Here is a 19,360-nt window from a genome sequence, read left to right as displayed (position 1 = left end):
TGGGGACGCTGCGCTTTATCGGGGGTTGACCGAGGTCTTTGCTCCCGATGATTTTGCGATTGCGCACCTTATTGGTGCATCAGTCTCTTCCGGTCAGCCAGCACGTCCAAGTCGGCTAAAGCCTCCACACCAGCACTCCCGGCGCTGGTGTGGAGGCTTTAGCCGACCCGAGCGTCAACCAACACGCGATTCAACGCCATCAGCGCACGAAAAAACCCGCTCTGGCTGGCGACAGTCGGGAGCGGGCCTTCGTGATGACTTGGTGGCGAAATGGAATCGACTGGCGATTCACCTGCAGAGCTTCAAGGGCGAGACCAACGCAAGCTGTTGATTCGGCTGAGTTTAGAGAAGCGACGCGGACGGGACTCGAACCCGCAACCTCCGGATCGACAGTCCGGGGCTCTAACCAATTGAGCTACCGCGCCTGATTTGGAAACGTTTTTCGACGTCTCCTCGTCATTGGTGAGCGGGATTATATCGATGACGATTCCCGCCGCAAGAGCATGGTTCGGTTCAAAGCACCACGAATCTTTAGCACGCCGCTAACGATTTTTTCGCTTGCTCCGTTTGACCGATGGATCACGGCGGCGCGGCTGCCAAGATTTTCCCTGAAATGCCGAAAATACTTCTCGGTCGTCCAACTCAGACGTAGCGTTCAAGCGATGGGAGAATCGTCGCTCTGCAGCGTTGCCTGCGGCCTTCGACCGCCTGCCATCAGGGTGCGACGGTTCGCCCGACCCATGATCTCCGGCCCCCCTGCCGGGAAGCCGGGTCGCACGCGAACACGATGGCTGGCCGATTGACGGCCGCCGGAGTCGGGCCCCCCGTTCGCGCGGACAAGGTTTTTTGGACAATTTCTCAAGCATGCCTCGCAGCTGGCCATGAATATTCCACTCCCTTCCACGATCGGCCTGATTGGCGGCTTGATCAGTGATGTCATCAACGAGCTGATCCAATACACGAACCGGTTCAATGAAATGCACTGGGGAATTGTGGCGGGTTGCTGCGTCGCATTCGGTTTTTTGTGCTTGAAGGGCGGCAATCTGAACCGATAACTGTTACCACTGCGTAGAACATCCCACACGCTCGATCGCATCCGACCGCTACGGTCGGCACTTTAGAAACCACCGCCCAAAAGCTCCTGAACGCATTTCGGGGGACCCGTGACATGCCTCTGTTCGAAATCGAAACCGATTCCCACATCATCATCACCTGGGCAGATGACGAACAGGCCGCGCGGGAAGTCGTCCACGATGCCTACCCGCACGACGACGTCGTTCGCCTGACAAAACGCCCCCGGGACACCTGGGTGATCAGCAAAGGCGCCCTGGGGCTGACCAACACGAAGATGGACCCCTGCGCCGTCGCACGCGAATGCCTGAACCGGTCCGCCGGAGACAAGGTCAACGCCATTCGCCTGTACCGGATGGAAACAGGAAGCGACCTCGATCAGGCCCGGAAAATGATCGAATCCAACATGGTGATGGGCTGGTGAAGCGGATTCGCCGATCTCGGCGATCGCTCCGCATCTGTGTTCAGCATCTGTGTTCAGCGGCTTCGCTCGGCAGCGCCACTTTCAGTCAGAAACACCGTGATTTGAAGTGCGATGAGCGGCAAGGCGCTTGCCGCCGGTGGATGCGAGAAAACCCGCGGCTAGCTAGCGCCGCGCGGCTCAACCAAAGGACGCTGTCCGGTTAGCCTCCGGAGGACGACTCGGGGTTCGCAGCGTTCTGTCCAAGCTGGAATGCCAGCGCCCCCAAATGCTGAGCGTTGGCGCCGGAAACTTCTGCGGCCGTGCGCGCCGCCGGTGACAAGTCACCGGTCCGCAGGTAGCCATGCAAGAAGGCTCCGTGGTAAGTATCCCCGCAGCCCGTCGTATCGACGGCCCGCTCGACCCCAATGGCGGGCTGGTGGATCGGGTGGCCACCTTTTCGAATCAGGGCACTGCCTTCGGGCCCGCTGGTGACACCGACAATTTCGCAGTTCAGATCCGCAAGCAAGAAACTGGCCAAATCGGCCGCCGAAAGATTCTCGGCCGAAAGGTTGCGTCGATAACGAAAGTGCTGCTGCGCGAACTGGCGGGCGACGATCACCCAGTCGGATGCGGCCAACAGCGGCAGGATTTCCGGTCGATGCCGATAAGCCCCGCCGTCGAACGAAACCGGCACCGAACAGGAACGTGCCGTCGCCGCCGCCTGGATGCAGGCCGGCAGATGCCGCCCGTTTAGATGCAAGACTTTGGCATGGCGCACCCGCTGTTGGATTGATTCGTTCCACTCGAGTCGGTCCGCGGCAGTACCGGGAGAAAACACAATGGTCCGTTCGCCGGTGGCACGTTCGGACCAGATCGACGCCACCGAACTGCTGGCCCCCGGAATTCGTTGGACGTCTTGCGTCTCGACGCCCTCTCGATGCAGCTGGCCCAGGATGTGGTCCCCGGCGGTATCGGTACCGAGTGAATCAATCATCGCAGCCGTGGTGCCTAGTCGAGCGGCCGTGGCAACAGCCACCGCCACACCGCCGCCAAATGATTCCATGCGTTCCGAAGCACGAACGACCTCGCCGCACTCGGGACGACGGTCGATCAGGAACAAACTGTCCCAGACCGTCACTCCGATCCCGACGACGTCACACGGCTGCTGCATGGGAATGGCTACGTCCGGACATTTTCATCAGGGATGGCTGGGGGCGACCGGATCCCGATAACCGACCAGCCGCAAGAAATCCGCCTCGCTCAAGATTTGCATCTCGGCCGACCGCGTTACGGCTTCGGTGGAAGCGGTCATTTCGCATCCGATCACCAGACAATTGGTGCGATCATCTATCCGCTGCTGGAACTGCCCGCCGCCACGCCGCGTCAACTCGATCAGCTGTTCGGACGTCATCGAATTGAATCGGCCCTGGAACACGATGCATTTTCCGCGGAGCGGCTGGATGAATTCGGCACGCACGACCAGCCGTTGCCATTGGCCCTGTTCAAACGAGCTCGTGCCAGGGCCCTGGCCGCCGGACTCCGTCGGTCCCGCTGCCGCCCGATACACCCCGGCACCCTCTCGGATCATGGCCTGTTCATCGAACGGGTTGATCGGCAGGGGAAGCGGCAGTCCGCCACCGCGACGAAGCGTTCGGCGGGGAACGCCCGGACGTGTTTTCTCGGCCGGTCGCTTGGCACGGCGTTTGGATCGCCGTCCCGCCTGGCTGACTCCCCACGGACCGGCTTTCCCGCGGACGATGCGCAGCTTTTCCTCCAAGTCTTCGATCGATTCGGCCGAACGGGCAATGCCGGCGGCCAGCAAAACTTTCGCGCAGGCGATCGAATCCTCCAGCGCATCGTGATGCCTGAAATCCACTCCCAGCCATTGCGCCAGCGGTTTCAGACCGAAACGACGTCGGTCGGGCCAGGTCTCCCGCGCGATCAGCCGCGTGCAGGAAAAATGCAACTCGGGGATCTCGCACTCGTGCCGCTGCAGGCAACCCATCAGCACACCGACGTCGAACGGCGCGTTGTGAGCGATCAGACAGTCGCCGGCGACAAAATCGGCGATCTCCGACCAAAGGTCGCCAAAGGTCGCTTCGCGCTGAACATCCGCGGGCTTGATCCCGTGAATCCGGATGTTGCCGGGAGAAAAGAAAAACGGATCGGGACGAATCATCCACATCCGTTTGTCGGCGATTTTGCCGTCACGAACCACGACCGCCGCCAGCTGGCAGGCACTGTCACGCCGATGGTTCGCGGTTTCGAAATCAATCGCAGTGAAGTTTGCCAAGAATTCCATGTGCGAATTCTAAGCATTCTTGGGGCGACTGCGTAGCGTCGAATCGCGTCTTGCGGGTGAGGCCCGGCCCGAGATCAAGCGCTTCCGGGCTCCCCCGCCATCCGATTCAGCCCGCCATCCGCGTGATGCGATTATTCGGCTGCGAGATTTCAGCGATGCTGGGTTGATAGCGAAACTGCATCAGATACGCGTCTTCCACCGTGTCGTCGTAGAAATCTCGCAACACGCTGATCGCACGGAATCCGAGCGACTTGAAGAACAGCTGGGCTTCCAGATTCGTTTCGCGAACTTCCAGCATGATTCGGTTGCGACGCTCGTGCGACAGCTTGCCGAACAGCTTGCTGCACATCGCCTGGCCGACGCCGCTGCGACGGTGATCACCGTGCACGGCGAAATTCAGAATGTGCAACCGGTTCTTGTGCAATTCGTAGATCATGAAGCCGACAATCTCGTCGTCTTTCTCGGCGACCATTCCGATGCAATTCCGCTGCCGCAAACACCGGATAAAGTCCTCTTCGGTCCAAGCGAATTCGAAGCAATTCTGCTCAATTCCGAGCACCGAGGGCATGTCGCGGCGAATCATCCAGCGAATGTGCACGCACGCGGGGGATTCTTTGGCCTGTTCCACTTCCGGACTCCTTTCCAGCGAGACGAAACCCGACCCCGTCAACGCAGAGACGGTCTGGTCCAATTAATGATCAATTCAACAGGCAAAACACCGCCGTTGACTCAGCCGTGTGCCGTGTCGGGCGAAAATAGCAGACGTCGCCGGCTGGACCAAGACAGATTGTGAAGCTTCGGGGCAGGATGGAGGCTTTGACCAGCGAGATCGGCGCTCGTGGCAGGGCCGGCAGGCGGAGCCTGCGTTGCAGCCGGTTCCAAGGCGGGAGCCTTGGTACCAGGGGAGGCGCTGCAAGGTCCACCCGCCTCGTTCCCGGGCTCCCGCCCGGGAACGCAATGTCTTCGCGGCTCTGCCGCGCCTCTCACCACAAAATCTACGCTCATGGCAGGGACGGCAGGCGGAGCCTGCATTGCAGCCGGTTCCAAGGCGGGAGCCTTGGTACCAGGGGAGACGCTGCAAGGTCCGACATCCTCGTTCCCGGGCTCCCGCCCGGGAACGCAATGTCTCCGCGGCTCTGCCGCGCCTCTCACCACAAAATCTACGTTCATGGCAGGGACGGCAGGCGGAGCCTGCGTTGCAGTGGGTTCCAAGGCGGGAGCCTTGGAACCAGGTGGGTGGCAATCGCTGGCTATTGGTTGCCGAGATCCGCTTGCCAAAGGCCCAACGCGGGATTCCGGATGAAATAGAACTCCGATCCGTCCGCGTCGGTGTGCCAGCCGTCATGCAACGTTTCGATCGGATACCGTTTCATCAACGCGTCCAAATCGCCATACGAATAGCCCACCGAGGTGATCTCCTCGGCCGACAATTTGCCAGCCGCGTAGACCACCTCAAACCGATTTTCATGAGAACCATGGACCAGGTGCGCCGCCGCGGAATAATTGGCAGACAGGTCTTCATTCTCGGCAACCAACTGAACGATCTCGCGTTTGGTCCGGTAGCCATACTTTCGAATCAGGCGATCGATCTCAGCATCCTCCCCAAACTCTTCCACCGCCGGGGCGAGGATCGTCAGCCTGCCGCCGTCGGCGATCGCCAGACGCGTGCGATAGATCGCTTTGTTGCCCAACCACGTGCTCTTGAACTCGGACGGATCCAAGTACGCCACGACGTGTTGCGGGGGCTTTTCCAGTTGGGTGATGTTCACGCGCCGCGCCAGATCGGCCGCCTTGTAAAACGTTTCGTGGTCATCGCCGATGTACAGCCCACGCGTGTGGAGAGCTCCGTCGGGCATCTGCTGGATGACGGTCAACGCGTAGACGATGGGCATCCCGTCACAAAAGCTGTCTTGGGCGTGATTGAGGATCTGACGCAACGGCGTATCCGCGCGCCCCAAAGTTTGCTCGATCCCGTACACGGCACTCAAGTAGTGGCTCTCGTTGATGCCTTCCGAACCGCCCGTGCCCACGAACACGTTCTTGTTGTAGTTGGCCATCCCGATCACCTCGTGCGGCACCACTTGGCCGATCGAGAAAATCAAATCGTGGCCGCCGTCGCGCAGCATGCGGTTGACCTGCGCCTGCCACGGTCGATCGTAGACCCCACCGGTGACCTCCGCGACGTACTCACGTGACACCGTCCCCAGCGTCACCACGTCGTCCCGCCAGCGGTGCGGACGAAACAAGTCCAACGGCACACCGGGAAACATGTGGGCCAGTTGCTCCGGCTTCATCGGGCTGTGCGTCCCCAGCGCCGGCATGATGTCGGTGACGCGATCGCCAAGCAGTTGATAACACAGGGACGTGATTTCGCCGGCACGGCTAAAAATCCGAGTGTGATCCGGCGGCAACAGCAGTGCCTTTTCCGGTGTTCCCAGCTTTTGGAACGTCGTTTCCAGGGCTCCCTTGAGATCCTCCGCAGTCAGGGAGGTGGTTTCGCTTCCGGTTTCGAAATACGTGGTCATCGGGTCAAACGCAGTCTGTGTGATGAGGAATCAAGGAGGAACGTGCCTGACGTTCTTCACCCGCAGGGAGGAGATGGGCGGATACACAAGTGCAAACACTCGAGCACCGGATTCACCCTTCCGCGAGCGGGAGGATCGGAGGCGAGGAACGAGGCTCCGGGGAGGGTGTCTTCCACGACCAATCAAAACCAGTCGCATGCAATATGCCCTCCCCGCGTCGTCGCAAGCTCCTCCGCGACCGGGAGGGTGAAGTGAATCATCCTTCTTCCTGGCTGCCGTGACAATCACGGGGAATCATTCGACCGGGACGGTCCACGCTGTAGTGTTCCTGCAGCACGCGTTCAAAATCCTCTCGAGAACGCATTCTCGCAAATCCCAACCGTGCCGTCTCGTGTTCCGGGTGCGACTGGCTGTACTTGATCGCGAATTTCCGCATCAGCAGCGGCGCTCGCTGCGCGGTGTAGGTCGCTTCGCACAAAGAAAAGTGCTCGCGCATCACGTCCGCCTGCTCGAAAAGTCCGGGCGGCGCCGGCAAGGGCTGACCGGCGGCCAGGGCGCGTGCTTGAGAGAAGATCCAAGGATTCCCGATCGCCCCGCGGGCGACGGTGACCCCGTCGACTCCCGTTTGACGCATCATCGCGAAGCAGTCTTCGGCCGAAAAAAGATCTCCGCTGCCAAGAATGCGCAGCGCGTCGCCGACATGCCGCTTGACCTCCGCCAGGAACTGCCAGCGACTGGGGCCAACGTACCGCTGCTGCACGGTGCGTCCGTGGACGGTCGCGGCGGCCAGCCCCGCGTCGATCGCCCCGTCCAGGATTTGAAAGAAGGCATCGCGAGATTGCTCGGAATCATCGATCCCGCGGCGCATCTTGACGGTCACCGGCAAATGGTCCGGAACGACGTCGCGCGTCCGCCGCAGGATCTCGATTGCCACGTCGGGTTGCGACAGATGAAATCCGCCGCGGCAACGGCCGAGCACCTTCTTGACCGGGCACCCGAAGTTCACGTCGATGACGTCAAATCCGGCCTCCACCAGCTTCAATGCTCCGAGCGAGAACTGTTCCGGTTCGGCCCCCATCAGTTGGCCGCCCACCGGATGTTCGTCGGGGTGAATGTCCAGAAAGTGTTTGGTTTTTTTCCGTTCGTTCAGAGCGAGCAAAAATTGATCCAACATCACTTCGCAAACGGTATAACTGGCACCATGCCGCCGTGCGATCACCCGCATCGGCAGGTCGCTGTAACCGCTCAGCGCCGCCTGGACCACCGGAAACCCGATCGGCACATTCCCGATCGAAAGCTGCTCCCCGGCAAGCGTCTCAGCTCCTGGGTTCTGCGAATCGGCCACGTCGGCCGGTGCTGTATCAAACGGCAATTGATTTCCTCGCGTTTTCAATCCCCCCTCCCGATCCACAAACCGACTTGTCATGATCGTGCGCTGTCTTCTGATCTCGTTTGTCGCACTGTATTGCGTCACACCAATCTGTCTCGCGAACCCGCCAGAGCCATCCTCCATGAAGATCGAAACCGCTCCGTTCGGCACCGTCGCCGACCAGCCGATCACGCGATACACCCTCGTCAACTCGCACGGTCATCGCGTCAGCGTGATGAATTTTGGCGCCACGCTGCTGGAGGTCGAAGTTCCCGACCGTGACGGAAAGCTTGCCAACGTCAATCTGTGTTTCGACTCGTTGCAACCGTACGTCGACGGGCACCCGTATTTTGGCAGCACCGTCGGTCGCTTCTGCAACCGCATCGGAAACGCCAAGTTCACGATCGATGGTGTTGAGTATCCCTTGGTGGTCAACCACGGAAAACACCAACTGCACGGGGGCAAGCAGAATTTTTCCTACCAGATCTGGTCCGCCGAACCGTACGAGGGCCCCGATAAGGTGGGTGTCCGATTCTCGCACGTCAGCCCCGACGGTGACAACGGGTTCCCAGGCACCGTCAGCGTGATCACCGATTACAGCTGGAACGACGCCGACGAACTGACCATTCGCTACACCGCGACCACCGATCAGCCGACCCACATCAACCTGACCAATCACAGCTATTGGAACCTGGGCGGCGCCGGCTCGGGCACGGCGATGGACCACGTCGCGACGATCCATGCCGACCAGTATTTGGACGTCGACGGCGACCTGATTCCGACCGGAAAGCTGAACGATGTCGAGGGCACCCCGCTGGATTTCCGGACTCCGACCACACTGGGAAAACGCTTGGAGGAACTGCCGGCCACCAAAGGCTACGACCATTGCTACGTCGTCCGCGGCGAGCCGGGGGACCTGCGAACCGCCGCCACCGTCATCGACCCAGACTCCGGACGAATCCTGGACATCGAAACGACTCAGCCCGGCATTCAGCTGTACACGGCCAATCACCTTGGCGGCGGACCGGAAACGGGAGGGTTTGGATCCCACGAGGCTTTTTGCCTGGAGACCCAACACTACCCCGACGCGCCGAACAAGCCGGACTTCCCCAGCACCCTGTTGAAACCCGGACAGACGCTGGAAGAAACGACCGTCCACCGCTTTGACGTTCAGTAGTGGCTTTCGAGCGAACCACCTGATGATCCGTGGGTGCTAGGCCATGGTCTGAAAACTGGCCGTGATCGCGGCGGAAAGCCACGCTCTGGTGAGCGTAGCGACTCGTTTTCAGACAATGTGTTGCTGGACAGCGCTATGTTGGGTCAGCCGCGTGGCGCTCGCCGAGGGTTTTCTCGACTCAACCGGCGGCTAGCGCCTTGCCGCTTATGGCACTGCAAATCACGGTGTTTTGATTGAAAGTGGCGCTGTCCAGCTAGCAGCGCGTTGATCGTCAATCGTCGCCTTTCACTCCGTGAAAGTTGCGCCCATTCGCGCTGCCGTTGCCTGGTCGACATTGCAGGTCCAATCGCCGATGTGCAGGTGGCGACCGTCGCCAGGCTGCATTGTCCACGCTACCGGATAGCTGCCCCGTCCACGCTCTGGCGAGCGTGGCTACTGGTTGGCACTGTCCACGCTCTGGCGAGCGTGGCTACCGGTTGGCGGCGCTCTCCAACCCAGCGAAGGGGTGAAGCAGGCGTCGGTGCGGAGTCAATCGCGAACGATGATCACTTGCAGCTTGCGGCAACCGTGGGCACCTAGCACCAACGATTGTTCGATATCCGCCGTCTTGCTCGGCCCGGAAACAAATACCCCGTAGCGTCCGTCGTAATTCTCGATCCGGTCGTAGGCCTGGTGCATGTTGGAGACGATTTGCGACTGCGACACGATGATGGCCAGGTACTGCGCAATGAATAGCAGCACGCGATGCGGCAGCGTGTTTCCGTCAATCCAAATTGCTCCATTCTCCGCAACCATGAATTCGCCGCGGGCGATCATCCAGTCAATCGTCGCGAATGCATGCGGATCGTCGATCCCATCGGTGGACATCGTGCCCGGTACCGCTTCGGGGAAAACCGAGACAACTCGCTTGGCCTCGCGGAACACCGGAATCTGGCGCAAGACTTCCTCAGCCTGCGGGGCCGCATCGACGAACGTCGCTTCACCGCCCACCAAAGACAGCTTGTCCAGGAACTCTTGGACCGGATCGTCGTACGTGATCACCTGCGACGGATCCACGTCCGGAAGGGGTGGCGCAGAAATGGTTCGAGTGTTCAAACGATCCAGGATCGCTCGCCGCGCGGTCGTGTCAGCTTCGAGGGGTTGGTTCATGCAATCAGGTTCTAAGAACAACATCCAGGCGGCAACATTTCCCGCCGCGGGAAAACAGGACTACTTCGATCGGTGACGTCGATACCAATCGTGAAAAGTCTCTTTGGGCGGTTCTGGCAGGTCACGTGCGACCGTCCATTTGTTGAACCGATTGTGCGTCATCCACCGCGGCAACACTCGCAGCGCGGTCCTGCCGACCGACCCGGTGAAATTGAACAAGCGCGGCGACTGAAAAATCCGCGAAGCCATCGTCATTGACATTCGTTTCGACCAGGGCAACAGTTTCTTGCCCACCAACTCGCCCCTCCAGGCGAGCAGTTGATGATGCAGCGGAATCTTGACCGGGCAAACATCCGTGCAAGAGCCGCACAAACTGCACGCGTACGGCAAACTCTTGTAGGACTCCGCGTCGCGGGTTGGCGACAGGACACTGCCGATCGGTCCCGGCACGGTCGCGCGGTAGCTGTGTCCTCCACTCCGGCGATAGACCGGGCAGGTGTTCATGCACGATCCACAGCGGATGCAATGCATCGACGCGCGAAACTGTTCGCTCTCACGCAGACGCGTCCGGCCATTGTCGACCAACACGATGTGCAGTTCGCTGTCAGCGTCGCGTGGACCGTAGAAGTGAGACGTGTAACTGGTGATCGGTTGGCCGGTCGCAGCACGAGCCAGCAGTCGCGTGAACACGCCCAGGTCACGTTGCCGCGGAATCAGTTTCTCAATCCCCATGCAGGCGATGTGCACCTTGGGCAGTGAAATACCAAGATCGGCGTTTCCTTCGTTGGTGCAAACCACGATGCCGCCGGTTTCAGCGATCGCAAAGTTCACTCCGGTGATGCCGACTTCGCCGGCCAAGAATTTATCGCGCAGGTGACTGCGGGCCGCTTCGGTCAGGTAGCTGGGATCGGAAGCCCCGTCGTCGGTCCCCAGGTGCTGGTGGAACGTGTCACCGACCTCTTCCTTCTTGATGTGAATCGCGGGCAACACAATGTGGCTGGGCGTCTCGCCACGTAGCTGAACGATGCGTTCCCCCAAGTCGGTGTCCACGACTTCGACGTCGTTGGCTTCCAGGTAGTGGTTCAGACCACACTCCTCGGTCAACATCGACTTGCTTTTGACAATCCGATGCGTGTGGTGCTGACGAAGGATGTTTAGAACGATCTCATTGTGGTGTTCGGCATCGCGTGCCCAGTGCACCGTCGCCCCCCGAGCGGTGGCATTTTTTTCAAATTCTTCCAGGTAGCCGGCCAGATTTGCGATCGTGTGCGTTTTGATCCGCGAGGCACAATCACGGAGATATTCCCATTCGGGGATCGAATGCGCTTGCTTGTCGCGTTTGCTGCGGACAAACCACAACGCTTGATCATGCCATCGGGAACGGTTCGGATCGTTGACAAACGGTTTGGCGGCGTCGGGGTGATCAACAATCGGAAGCATCGTGGCGGACATCGGGATAGCTGGTTCGGATCAGTGGAATCTATTGTAGCTGACCGTCACCAAACGCACGTCGCAACAGGGCGCAAAAACCGCGCCGGCGAGATCAACCTTCGCAACAGAGGGGCAGTTCTCGTTCCCAGACTCCCGCCGAGGAACGCACTGTTTTGTTGGCTCCGCCAACTCATTCGAACATGAGGGGCAGGCAGAGCCTGCGATGCAGCCGGTTCCAAGGCTGGAGCCTTGGAACCAGGGACGAATCTCGTTCCCAGGCCCCCGCCTGGGAACGCACTGTCTTGTTGGCGCCGCCAACTCATTCGAACATGAGGGGGCGTAGGCAGAGCCTGCGATGCAGCCGGTTCCAAGGCCGGAGCCTTGGAACCAGGGACGGATCTCGTTCCCAGGCTCCCGCCTGGGAACGTACTGTCTTGTTGGCTCCGCCAACTCATTCGAGCGTGAGGGGCAGGCAGAGCCTGCGATGCAGCCGGTGCCAAGGCCGGAGCCTTGGAACCAGGGACGAATCTCGTTCCCAGGCTCCCACCTGGGAACGCACTGTTTTGTTGGCTCCGCCAACTCATTCGAGGGTGTGGGGCAGGCCGAGCCTGCCGTGCAGCCGGTTCCAAGGCCGGAGCCTTGGAACCAGGGGCCCGATGACGGAAACGCTACACCGACGCGGTGTCCAAAAGGCCGTAGTCCTGGAGCGTTTGCATCAGCTTTTGTTCCGACTCGGAATCCAGCGGCGTCATCGGCAACCTCAATTCTCCCGTATCGCGTCCCACCATCCGCATGGCCGCTTTGACCGGGATCGGGTTGGTCGCCAAGCCGAGCATGTTGGCGCACAACGAGAACAACTTGTGGTGCCACCGCCGCGCTTCTTCGTAGTCGCCCGCGGCCGCAGCCTGAACCAGCGCGATCAAATCGCCCGGAACCAGGTTTCCCGCCACCGAGACCACTCCCTCGGCTCCCACACTCATCATCGGTAGCGTCAGCGAATCATCGCCGCTGAGCACGGTCAGGTCGGTGGTGCCGACGATCGCCGAACATTGATCCAGCTTTCCGGTCGCTTCCTTGACCATCGTGATCCCCGGCAAATCCGCCAGACGCTGGATCGTCGACACGTCGATTTCCTTCGCGGTCCGACCGGGAATGTTGTAAATGCAAACGGGGATGTCGACGGCCTCGGCGATCGCCTTGAAGTGCTGATAAAAGCCTTCTTGAGTCGGTTTGTTGTAATAGGGAGCGACCTGCAACGTCGCATCGGCCCCTTCGTCAGCGGCGCGCTTGGTTAGGCGAAGCGCCTCCGCGGTGCTATTGCTGCCGGTCCCGGCCATTACTTTGGCCCGTCCCGCAACACATTGAATCGTTTCCGCGATCACCCGTTCGTGTTCGTCGTGCGTCAGCGTCGGGGATTCACCGGTCGTGCCAACGGGCACCAGACAACGAGTGCCGGCTTCGATCTGGAACTCGATCTGTTCCTTCAGCCGGCCATAGTCGACTTTTCCGTCCGCCAGCGGGGTCACGATGGCGACGGACAGCCCGGCAAAATCGGATCCACGGCGGTCAGGCATGCTGAATTCCTATTCTCAAAAGCGCGAAAAAACGGCCAGGTGGACGGAGCCCCCCGGAAATGGACAACCATCGCAAGACCGATGGGCGGTCGTCACGAAGGCCCACAAGCGTACCGACAATGGCGAAAAACACAATCACGTGACAGCGCTGCCCTTGCTCCGGTTCGCCCGCCGACGCCCCAACGGAAACCTCCGAAACAGCCCTGCCGGGACGACCAGCACCAGGATGGAGAGGACCGTCAACGCGATCGCCGGCCATCGCCACCACGGGGAATAGTGAAACGAGACGCGCCAGACACCGGCGGGAACCAGCACCGCCTGGTGCATGACGTCGCAGCGAAGGACGGGAACGTTCTCTGCCGGACCTCCACGGTCCGAGACGAGCAGCGCCTTCCAGTTCCCGTCCTGATACTGCAATCGCTCCAGCAGGCACGGTTGGTCACAGCGAATCCGGACGGTGTGGTCATCCTCGATCGTCAAATCCGCTGGGACCTTGGCCCTGGGGTTGAGCTCATCGTCCTGCGCCAACGCCCGCTCCGAAACGTCGGGCGTCCCGGAAAGCCCACCGACGCTGGGAATCGGAACCCTTCCCGTCCGACTCATCTCGTCCAGAATCGATTTCAGTGATCGCGCGGCCCCCCATCGGCGATGAACGCGAAAGGGTCGGCCATCCGCCGAGGACGCGGTGGTCACGCGGACCAACGTGCGTCCTTCCAGTTCAACCGCCGCCTTCCCTTCCGTATGCACCACGCCATCGGCGCCCAGCCAAGTTCGCGCCGTGTTCCAGAATTGCGTCCGCTGCTTCGGACTCTGGTCGCGCGTCACCGAACGAATCTCGCGCCAGAATCGCGCCATCGCGCGGCTGCGGATACTGGTCATGCTGTTAAACACGGCATGGCCGTCCGCCAGATGCCAACGTCCAAACAGTGCCATTCGCTCGCTGACCGCAACTTCCAGCGGCCGGTGAATCGAACCGTTTGTCCGCCAGTGATCCGGCCAGACGCCGGACTGGGTCCGCAGAAACCGGTACGCTGCGGGAATCGGCTGGGCGGCTTCTCGAACCAGCCGATGCTCTGCGTCGACGTCGATTCTTGGCAGCAACGACCAAGCGCTGGTCCCCGCATCGACGGCGATCAATGCCACCAACCCCATCGCCGCCCACTCGGCCGACTTTCGTGCTGGTCGGCGCGCCGCGCGGGCGGCTGCCCATTGCCACCATCGCATCCCCGCGACAGCAAGGGCCAATACAAAGCAACGGGTCCAAGAAACTTGCGCCAATCGCACTCCGCCTGCTACGTCCAACGGCCCCCAGTATTCGTCGGACAGGTGCTCCGCCGCTGCCGCGGCGCCGTCGAAGCAGCCAGGGGTCACCACGACGCTCGCCAAGGCAACCAGCGATAGCGTGATGAGCACAACGATGTCGGCATCCCGAGGACGCGATCCCAGCCACCGTCCCGTGACCATCGCGCACCCGAAAGCGAACATCGGCAGCCATTTGATTGGATAGCGGAACGAGTCGTATCCGGGGACGATCTTGCAGAGCAACCAATAGGGGCCGCCGACCGCACTATTGGCCCGCGGCAAAATTCCGGGGATTTGCTGCAGCAACCAGACGATCCCGAAATGCCCCAAACAAAGTAGCGCGCTCAGAATCGCGACCATCAACCAGGGGCGACTGCGGCGGTCGGAACGCAGCAGCAACTGCAAAACAACCGCAAGTCCGACGGCGAACGAGGCATAAATGGACGGCGTCCACATCCTCCCGTCACCGGGGATCAATTTCGAAAGGCGACGATTCAGCGGAAACGGCTCTCCGAACGGTCGAGACGAAATCGTCTCCACGAGATGCCACGGTGCGAGCGAGAATCCATATTGATTGATGGAAACTCCCGCAGCATCGGTCCGGTCACTTTGCAAACTCCAGTCGACCGAGGCGGCGATTTGAATCGCAGCGAGTCCGACGGCCAACGCGGCACCGACGACACCCACCCGAAGGGGTTCCCAGGCGGCCGCGTCGCCCCAGCGCCGGCGGCGACCAAACAACCACCGTGCGACGCTCCAGCAGCCGATCACCAACACGCAATGCAATGCCGATTGCGGATCGCCGCCCAAGACCATCATCGCCAACGCGACTGCCACGCAGCGCACACGCCAGCGAATCGATCCCGAATCGCGAATCACAGCCGCACCGACCGCCAGTGGCAGCCACGCCGCACCGACCAGGAACGGCGGATTGCAACACAGCGAAAACACACTTCCCGAAAGTGCGTACACGATTCCCGCGGCAGCCGCACCCGACGGACGGCATCCAATTTTCGCGGCGGCCCACCAGGCCGTTGCGCCGGCCAGCAGCACGTGCAGCAACAAGTACGCGTTCATTGCCGTTGTCGTCGCCAGCGGCAACGAAAACAGGACGTACCGAACCGGGTACAGCACCGCCGTCGACGACTCACCGACCAACGGCAACCCGCTGTGGTCCAGCGGGTTCCAAAGCGGCAGCCACTGTTCCGCCGTGCGTTGTCCGACGTACCCGTACAACGGCAGGTAAAAGTGATTGACGTCGCGAAAGGCGTAACGCTGGCCCAACAGGGTCGGCGACATCACCGCTATCAGTACCGCCATGACGAACAGGCATGACGGAAGCCAACGTCTCACGTGACCAGGCCTTTGGTGACGGTCATGAACACGTCTTCCAAGGTTGGATCCCGATCATTGAACGACCGCATCCGAACGCCTTCGGCGATCAGGGTTTCCATCAAAGTCGCCAAACCTTCGTCGTCCGTTTCCAACTCCGCGACCACGCGCGTCGTCTCGTGATCAAGTGACCGAAGGTGCGGGCTGCTGCGCAGGATCGACAGACCGATGTCGGCATTCTTCACGAATTGGATCTCGACCATTCGGTTCCGGCGGATTTGGCGGTACACCTGATTGATCGGCCCGCTCATCAATAACTGGCCGCGCTCGATGATCCCGATCGAGGTACAGCAATCGGCAAGCTCCGTCAGAATGTGGCTGCTGATCAGAATCGTCTTTCCCATCCGCCGCAGTTCCTTCAGCAGCTCTTTGACTTCGACGCGGGCCCGGGGATCCAACCCGCTCGCGGGCTCGTCCAGAATCAATACCGGGGGATCGTGAACCAGCGTCTTGGCCAGACACAGTCGCTGCTTCATCCCCCGCGAGAGACCGTTGACGAAGTCGTCCCGCTTGTGCGTCAGATCCAACAGTTCCAGCACGTTGTCGATGATCTGCTTGCGTTCGCTGCGGCCGATCCGATAGGCCACGGCGAAAAAGTCCAGAAACTCCCAAACCCGCATCCCGTCATAGACGCCAAAGTTGTCGGGCATGTAACCGACGGCCTGTCGAACGCCGACAGGATCCTGCATCACATCACATCCGGCGACTTCACCGTGTCCGCGGCTGGCCCGCAGCAGGGTCGCTAAAAACCGAATGGTGGTGCTTTTGCCGGCGCCGTTGGGGCCGATGAAGCCAAACGTCTCACCGGCTTCGATATGCAGATCCAGCTCCTGGACCGCGGTGAAGTCGCCATAATCCTTTCCGAACCCCGTCAATGTGATCATATCTGTCTCGTCGTCGTCATCCGTTTCACGCTCACTCGGATCCCAGTTCCGTTTTCAACACCCGTCGAAAATCAGAGATCAAATTGTCATCGATACTCGGCTCGGCAGGCGCCGGATGCTGCAAATGCACGATCGCAATCGTCTGCGACATCCGTTGCCGAGCCTCCGGATAAATCTTCAGCCCCGAGGGCGATCCGTCGATGCGGGCGACCATTCGCGTCTCCCCATCACGCAACAACTCGGGCAGGGCGAAACTGCGTACCAGCCGGTCGGCCTGCATCGGCATGGCCCCCGGCACCACCAGTTGCTCCACCGGTTGGAAGCGGGCGGGCAAGGATTCACCGGCCGCCAGACCTCCCACCCAAGCAACTTCCGCATCGCCCTGATCGGACTTGCGAACGATCACGACATCAAACAGTTCATATTGCGAACCGTTGGAGAGCGCGTCGGACGAATCCATCGCGATCGCTCCGCCCAGCTCGATGATCTCCTCGGTGTGGACGTAACGCATGCGATTGCTGGGGACCGCGAAATCTTCTAGCGACGGGCCTTCCTCAAAGGACGTCTTGAACACCGGCTGGACCGTGGTGCCCGGGTCCGGTTCGCGATCGAGCGGTGACGCGGCTCCATCGACGGTCGGAAACTGCAACCGGTACCTGCTGGAGAGCGAATTGTAGATCCCGACCAGCCGGGTGACGTGCGCCCGCTCGTAACCGGCATGGGTCTCCAAGATCGCCAGTTCGGTGTTGCTGCGAGCAAAGCCGATGTCCAAACGCGCCTGCCGGGCGGCCCAGGCCGCACCAATGACCGCGATCACCGGCACCGCGAACCACGCGTATTCCAACCGATTGATCAAGCGAAAGACCACGTAGTTGATCGGCACCAACAAAATCAGGTACATCGCCAGAGCGCGGATGACCATCGATGAGCCAGGAATCTCGATGCCCGCTTCGTCGGCGAGCGTGGTCCGCATCAATTCGATTGCGTCGCTGTCGTCGTTCCACGCGGTCAACCCGGTCACCGCGTCGACCCGCGAGTAACGATCGAACCGGCTGCCCGGCTTGGATTGACGGCGGCCACTGTCGTCCTGTTCTTCGGGGAGGTTCAGCAGCGAGTCCCGGGTCGCAATTCTCAGCTGGGAGTTGATCGCCGCATCGCTGCGAACATTCGTTCCGGAGAACAGCAGCGTCAAATCGGACGCCACGGGATCCCCCAGACCCTGCGGCTCCACGTACCGCCGTGGCGGCCGGCCGAGGATCACGCCGTTGATGAAACTGTCGTAGGATTGCCACGCCTCGAGCCAACTGCTGGTCAAATCAAAACGCGGCTGAATCACGTTTCCACGACCGAGGGTGCGCCGCAGCACCAGCGACGCCGTCTGCGGAATCGCCTCCGCCCCCGCGTTCAATCGCCCATCGACAGCAATTTGACTGCTTTCCGATCGCACCAATTCCAGCTGTTTGGGCAACGAACGATCCGATTCGACAGACAAATTCTGCATCAGTTGGCTGGACGCCTGACTGTCCAGTTCGATGTTGCTGGTCGGCGTCAACGGCAGCAGGTCGGCGATGGCGGTGTTGGCCACCGCGTCACTAGCCGCGGGACCATTGACGATCAGTCGTCCCCCGAAATGAATCCAATCGGCAAGTGCCGTCTGCTGCAGCGGTGTCAATGCGTCTTCGCTGACATCATCCCACAGAATCACCGCAATGCTGGTCATGTCCAACATCGTTTCCGGCAACGGCAGCAAGCTGCCCGCTTTCGGAACAACGATCCGATAATTGCGGGCGGTGATCGGCCGGTCCAAATCGCGTTCAATCGATCCGGTCCAATCGGCCACCTGGAAACGCGTGAACCGCTCCGGACGCGTCGTCAACACCACAAAAAAGTACTCCGACCCCTGCAAGATGTTGGCCTTGTCTCGCATTTCGAAGGGCGGTCCGCTGCGAGGCAGCAACCGGTTGGACACCGTCAGTTGCCTTGTCTCGATGGAGTTGGGGACCGGACAGCGGAATCGGAAATCGAACCCACGCATCTGACCTTTGGGCAACACCACCGGACGGATCGTCTCACAACTCTCCAACGTCCCGGTCATTTCCATGTCCACGTTCCGCATCGGAACGGACACTCGAGAGAGCAACTCCCCCCGCGTGTCGCCCAGATTGCTGCGGACGCCGCGTTCAGCCGACATCCAGTGCCCCGGTTTGGCGGCCGACAGCATGGCGTTCTGGTCCGCCGGGTACACCACCAACGGATCCGCCGTGAAAGAATCTTCCGGCCGCTCGGCGGTCCCGTTCGGGTTTTGCTCGTCCGTCGGGGTTTCGCGGCACCCTTCGCAACCGACGATCAACGGCGTTGCCAGGAGCGCGAGAAGAAAAAAGAGATGGCGCGGCATGCAGAACGGTTGATCGTGTCGGGATGATGTCGGCGGGCTGAGCCGGGATTCGTACCAAGTGTACGCGATTGCCGGCGACCGCGGGGCGGGATCACGGACGAAGGTCGGACAGCGGCAAGACCACGCTCGGTGACGTTGCTGATGAGCGTCTGAAGCCAGACGGCGGCGATGGTTGGGGGGAGCTGGCAGAGCCAGCGATGCAGCGCGTTCCCAGGCGGGAGCCTGGGAACGAGGGGCTTCGCCCGACGTAGCCACCGTCGCCCGACGGTGGTGAGTGCTCACTGCCAACACTCGGGCCAACTCAGTGCGCGACGGAAATGGTTCTGATGGTTGGGGAGAGCTGGCAGAGCCAGCGATGCAGCGCGTTCCCAGGCGGGAGCCTGGGA

At 61.0% G+C, this 19,360-nt stretch carries 14 protein-coding genes and 1 tRNA gene; 3 read left to right on the top strand and 12 right to left on the bottom strand.

Annotated elements, in window-relative coordinates:
* Window positions 1-351: 351 nt before the first annotated feature.
* Window positions 352-425, bottom strand: a tRNA-Asp gene (locus FYK55_RS23090).
* Window positions 426-881: 456 nt separating this feature from the next.
* On the opposite strand from FYK55_RS23090, the gene FYK55_RS29235 reads away from it, so the two are divergent.
* The gene (locus tag FYK55_RS29235; protein WP_161604697.1) at window positions 882-1,055 is read left to right on the top strand and encodes a hypothetical protein; all 174 of its coding nucleotides are present in this window, start codon (window positions 882-884) and stop codon (window positions 1,053-1,055) included.
* 113 nt (window positions 1,056-1,168) lie between these two features.
* Window positions 1,169-1,495 (top strand): DUF6793 family protein, encoded by a 327-nt coding sequence (locus FYK55_RS23085; protein ID WP_150078983.1) that lies wholly within the window; start codon window positions 1,169-1,171, stop codon window positions 1,493-1,495.
* A gap of 199 nt (window positions 1,496-1,694) precedes the next feature.
* Here the strand turns inward: FYK55_RS23085 and FYK55_RS23080 are convergent, their stop codons facing one another.
* The 5 genes from FYK55_RS23080 to FYK55_RS23060 form a co-directional block, all read right to left on the bottom strand.
* Complete coding sequence (locus FYK55_RS23080; protein ID WP_150078982.1) at window positions 1,695-2,645, bottom strand: carbohydrate kinase family protein; 951 nt, start codon at window positions 2,643-2,645, stop codon at window positions 1,695-1,697.
* A 27-nt stretch (window positions 2,646-2,672) separates the two neighbouring features.
* Window positions 2,673-3,776 (bottom strand): exonuclease domain-containing protein, encoded by a 1,104-nt coding sequence (locus tag FYK55_RS23075; RefSeq protein ID WP_150078981.1) that lies wholly within the window; start codon window positions 3,774-3,776, stop codon window positions 2,673-2,675.
* A gap of 106 nt (window positions 3,777-3,882) precedes the next feature.
* Window positions 3,883-4,359 carry a ribosomal protein S18-alanine N-acetyltransferase gene (gene rimI, locus FYK55_RS23070; protein WP_150078996.1) on the bottom strand — a complete coding sequence of 159 codons (477 nt, stop codon included), beginning with the start codon at window positions 4,357-4,359 and terminating at the stop codon, window positions 3,883-3,885.
* A 667-nt stretch (window positions 4,360-5,026) separates the two neighbouring features.
* The gene (locus tag FYK55_RS23065; protein ID WP_150078980.1) at window positions 5,027-6,301 is read right to left on the bottom strand and encodes a lactate racemase domain-containing protein; all 1,275 of its coding nucleotides are present in this window, start codon (window positions 6,299-6,301) and stop codon (window positions 5,027-5,029) included.
* Between the two features lie 256 nt (window positions 6,302-6,557).
* Window positions 6,558-7,673, bottom strand: coding sequence for a tRNA dihydrouridine synthase (locus tag FYK55_RS23060; protein ID WP_390621762.1), 1,116 nt, complete (start codon window positions 7,671-7,673; stop codon window positions 6,558-6,560).
* Window positions 7,674-7,812: 139 nt separating this feature from the next.
* On the opposite strand from FYK55_RS23060, the gene FYK55_RS23055 reads away from it, so the two are divergent.
* Window positions 7,813-8,847: an aldose epimerase family protein gene (locus FYK55_RS23055; RefSeq protein WP_150078978.1), complete on the top strand. Its 1,035-nt coding sequence runs from the start codon at window positions 7,813-7,815 to the stop codon at window positions 8,845-8,847.
* A gap of 528 nt (window positions 8,848-9,375) precedes the next feature.
* Here the strand turns inward: FYK55_RS23055 and FYK55_RS23050 are convergent.
* The 6 genes from FYK55_RS23050 to FYK55_RS23025 all read right to left on the bottom strand — a co-directional run bounded on the left by FYK55_RS23050 (window position 9,376) and on the right by FYK55_RS23025 (window position 18,974).
* Window positions 9,376-9,996 carry a LutC/YkgG family protein gene (locus FYK55_RS23050; RefSeq protein ID WP_150078977.1) on the bottom strand — a complete coding sequence of 207 codons (621 nt, stop codon included), beginning with the start codon at window positions 9,994-9,996 and terminating at the stop codon, window positions 9,376-9,378.
* 60 nt (window positions 9,997-10,056) lie between these two features.
* Window positions 10,057-11,436 (bottom strand): lactate utilization protein B, encoded by a 1,380-nt coding sequence (locus tag FYK55_RS23045; protein ID WP_235908919.1) that lies wholly within the window; start codon window positions 11,434-11,436, stop codon window positions 10,057-10,059.
* 659 nt (window positions 11,437-12,095) lie between these two features.
* Window positions 12,096-13,001 (bottom strand): 4-hydroxy-tetrahydrodipicolinate synthase, encoded by a 906-nt coding sequence (gene dapA / locus FYK55_RS23040; protein ID WP_150078975.1) that lies wholly within the window; start codon window positions 12,999-13,001, stop codon window positions 12,096-12,098.
* Window positions 13,002-13,136: 135 nt separating this feature from the next.
* On the bottom strand, window positions 13,137-15,602 hold the full coding sequence (locus tag FYK55_RS23035; protein WP_161604696.1) for a hypothetical protein: 2,466 nt from the start codon (window positions 15,600-15,602) through the stop codon (window positions 13,137-13,139).
* A gap of 50 nt (window positions 15,603-15,652) precedes the next feature.
* The gene (locus FYK55_RS23030) at window positions 15,653-16,579 is read right to left on the bottom strand and encodes an ABC transporter ATP-binding protein (protein ID WP_150078973.1); all 927 of its coding nucleotides are present in this window, start codon (window positions 16,577-16,579) and stop codon (window positions 15,653-15,655) included.
* A 31-nt stretch (window positions 16,580-16,610) separates the two neighbouring features.
* Window positions 16,611-18,974 (bottom strand): hypothetical protein, encoded by a 2,364-nt coding sequence (locus FYK55_RS23025; RefSeq protein WP_150078972.1) that lies wholly within the window; start codon window positions 18,972-18,974, stop codon window positions 16,611-16,613.
* Between the last annotated feature and the right edge of the window lie 386 nt (window positions 18,975-19,360).

Source organism: Roseiconus nitratireducens, from assembly GCF_008629675.1.
GTDB classification, from domain to species: Bacteria; Planctomycetota; Planctomycetia; order Pirellulales; family Pirellulaceae; genus Stieleria; species Stieleria nitratireducens.
This window is presented reverse-complemented; position numbering and strand designations above follow the sequence as displayed.

Bases quoted from the DNA above. Each gene is read 5' to 3' on its own strand.
- FYK55_RS29235 (WP_161604697.1), top strand. From the start codon at position 882: ATGAATATTCCACTCCCTTCCACGATCGGCCTGATTGGCGGCTTGATC.
- FYK55_RS23085 (WP_150078983.1), top strand. From the start codon at position 1,169: ATGCCTCTGTTCGAAATCGAAACCGATTCCCACATCATCATCACCTGG.
- FYK55_RS23080 (WP_150078982.1), bottom strand. From the start codon at position 2,645: ATGCAGCAGCCGTGTGACGTCGTCGGGATCGGAGTGACGGTCTGGGAC.
- FYK55_RS23075 (WP_150078981.1), bottom strand. From the start codon at position 3,776: ATGGAATTCTTGGCAAACTTCACTGCGATTGATTTCGAAACCGCGAAC.
- rimI (WP_150078996.1), bottom strand. From the start codon at position 4,359: ATGATTCGCCGCGACATGCCCTCGGTGCTCGGAATTGAGCAGAATTGC.
- FYK55_RS23065 (WP_150078980.1), bottom strand. From the start codon at position 6,301: ATGACCACGTATTTCGAAACCGGAAGCGAAACCACCTCCCTGACTGCG.
- FYK55_RS23055 (WP_150078978.1), top strand. From the start codon at position 7,813: ATGAAGATCGAAACCGCTCCGTTCGGCACCGTCGCCGACCAGCCGATC.
- FYK55_RS23050 (WP_150078977.1), bottom strand. From the start codon at position 9,996: ATGAACCAACCCCTCGAAGCTGACACGACCGCGCGGCGAGCGATCCTG.
- FYK55_RS23045 (WP_235908919.1), bottom strand. From the start codon at position 11,436: ATGCTTCCGATTGTTGATCACCCCGACGCCGCCAAACCGTTTGTCAAC.
- dapA (WP_150078975.1), bottom strand. From the start codon at position 13,001: ATGCCTGACCGCCGTGGATCCGATTTTGCCGGGCTGTCCGTCGCCATC.
- FYK55_RS23035 (WP_161604696.1), bottom strand. From the start codon at position 15,602: ATGTCGCCGACCCTGTTGGGCCAGCGTTACGCCTTTCGCGACGTCAAT.
- FYK55_RS23030 (WP_150078973.1), bottom strand. From the start codon at position 16,579: ATGATCACATTGACGGGGTTCGGAAAGGATTATGGCGACTTCACCGCG.
- FYK55_RS23025 (WP_150078972.1), bottom strand. From the start codon at position 18,974: ATGCCGCGCCATCTCTTTTTTCTTCTCGCGCTCCTGGCAACGCCGTTG.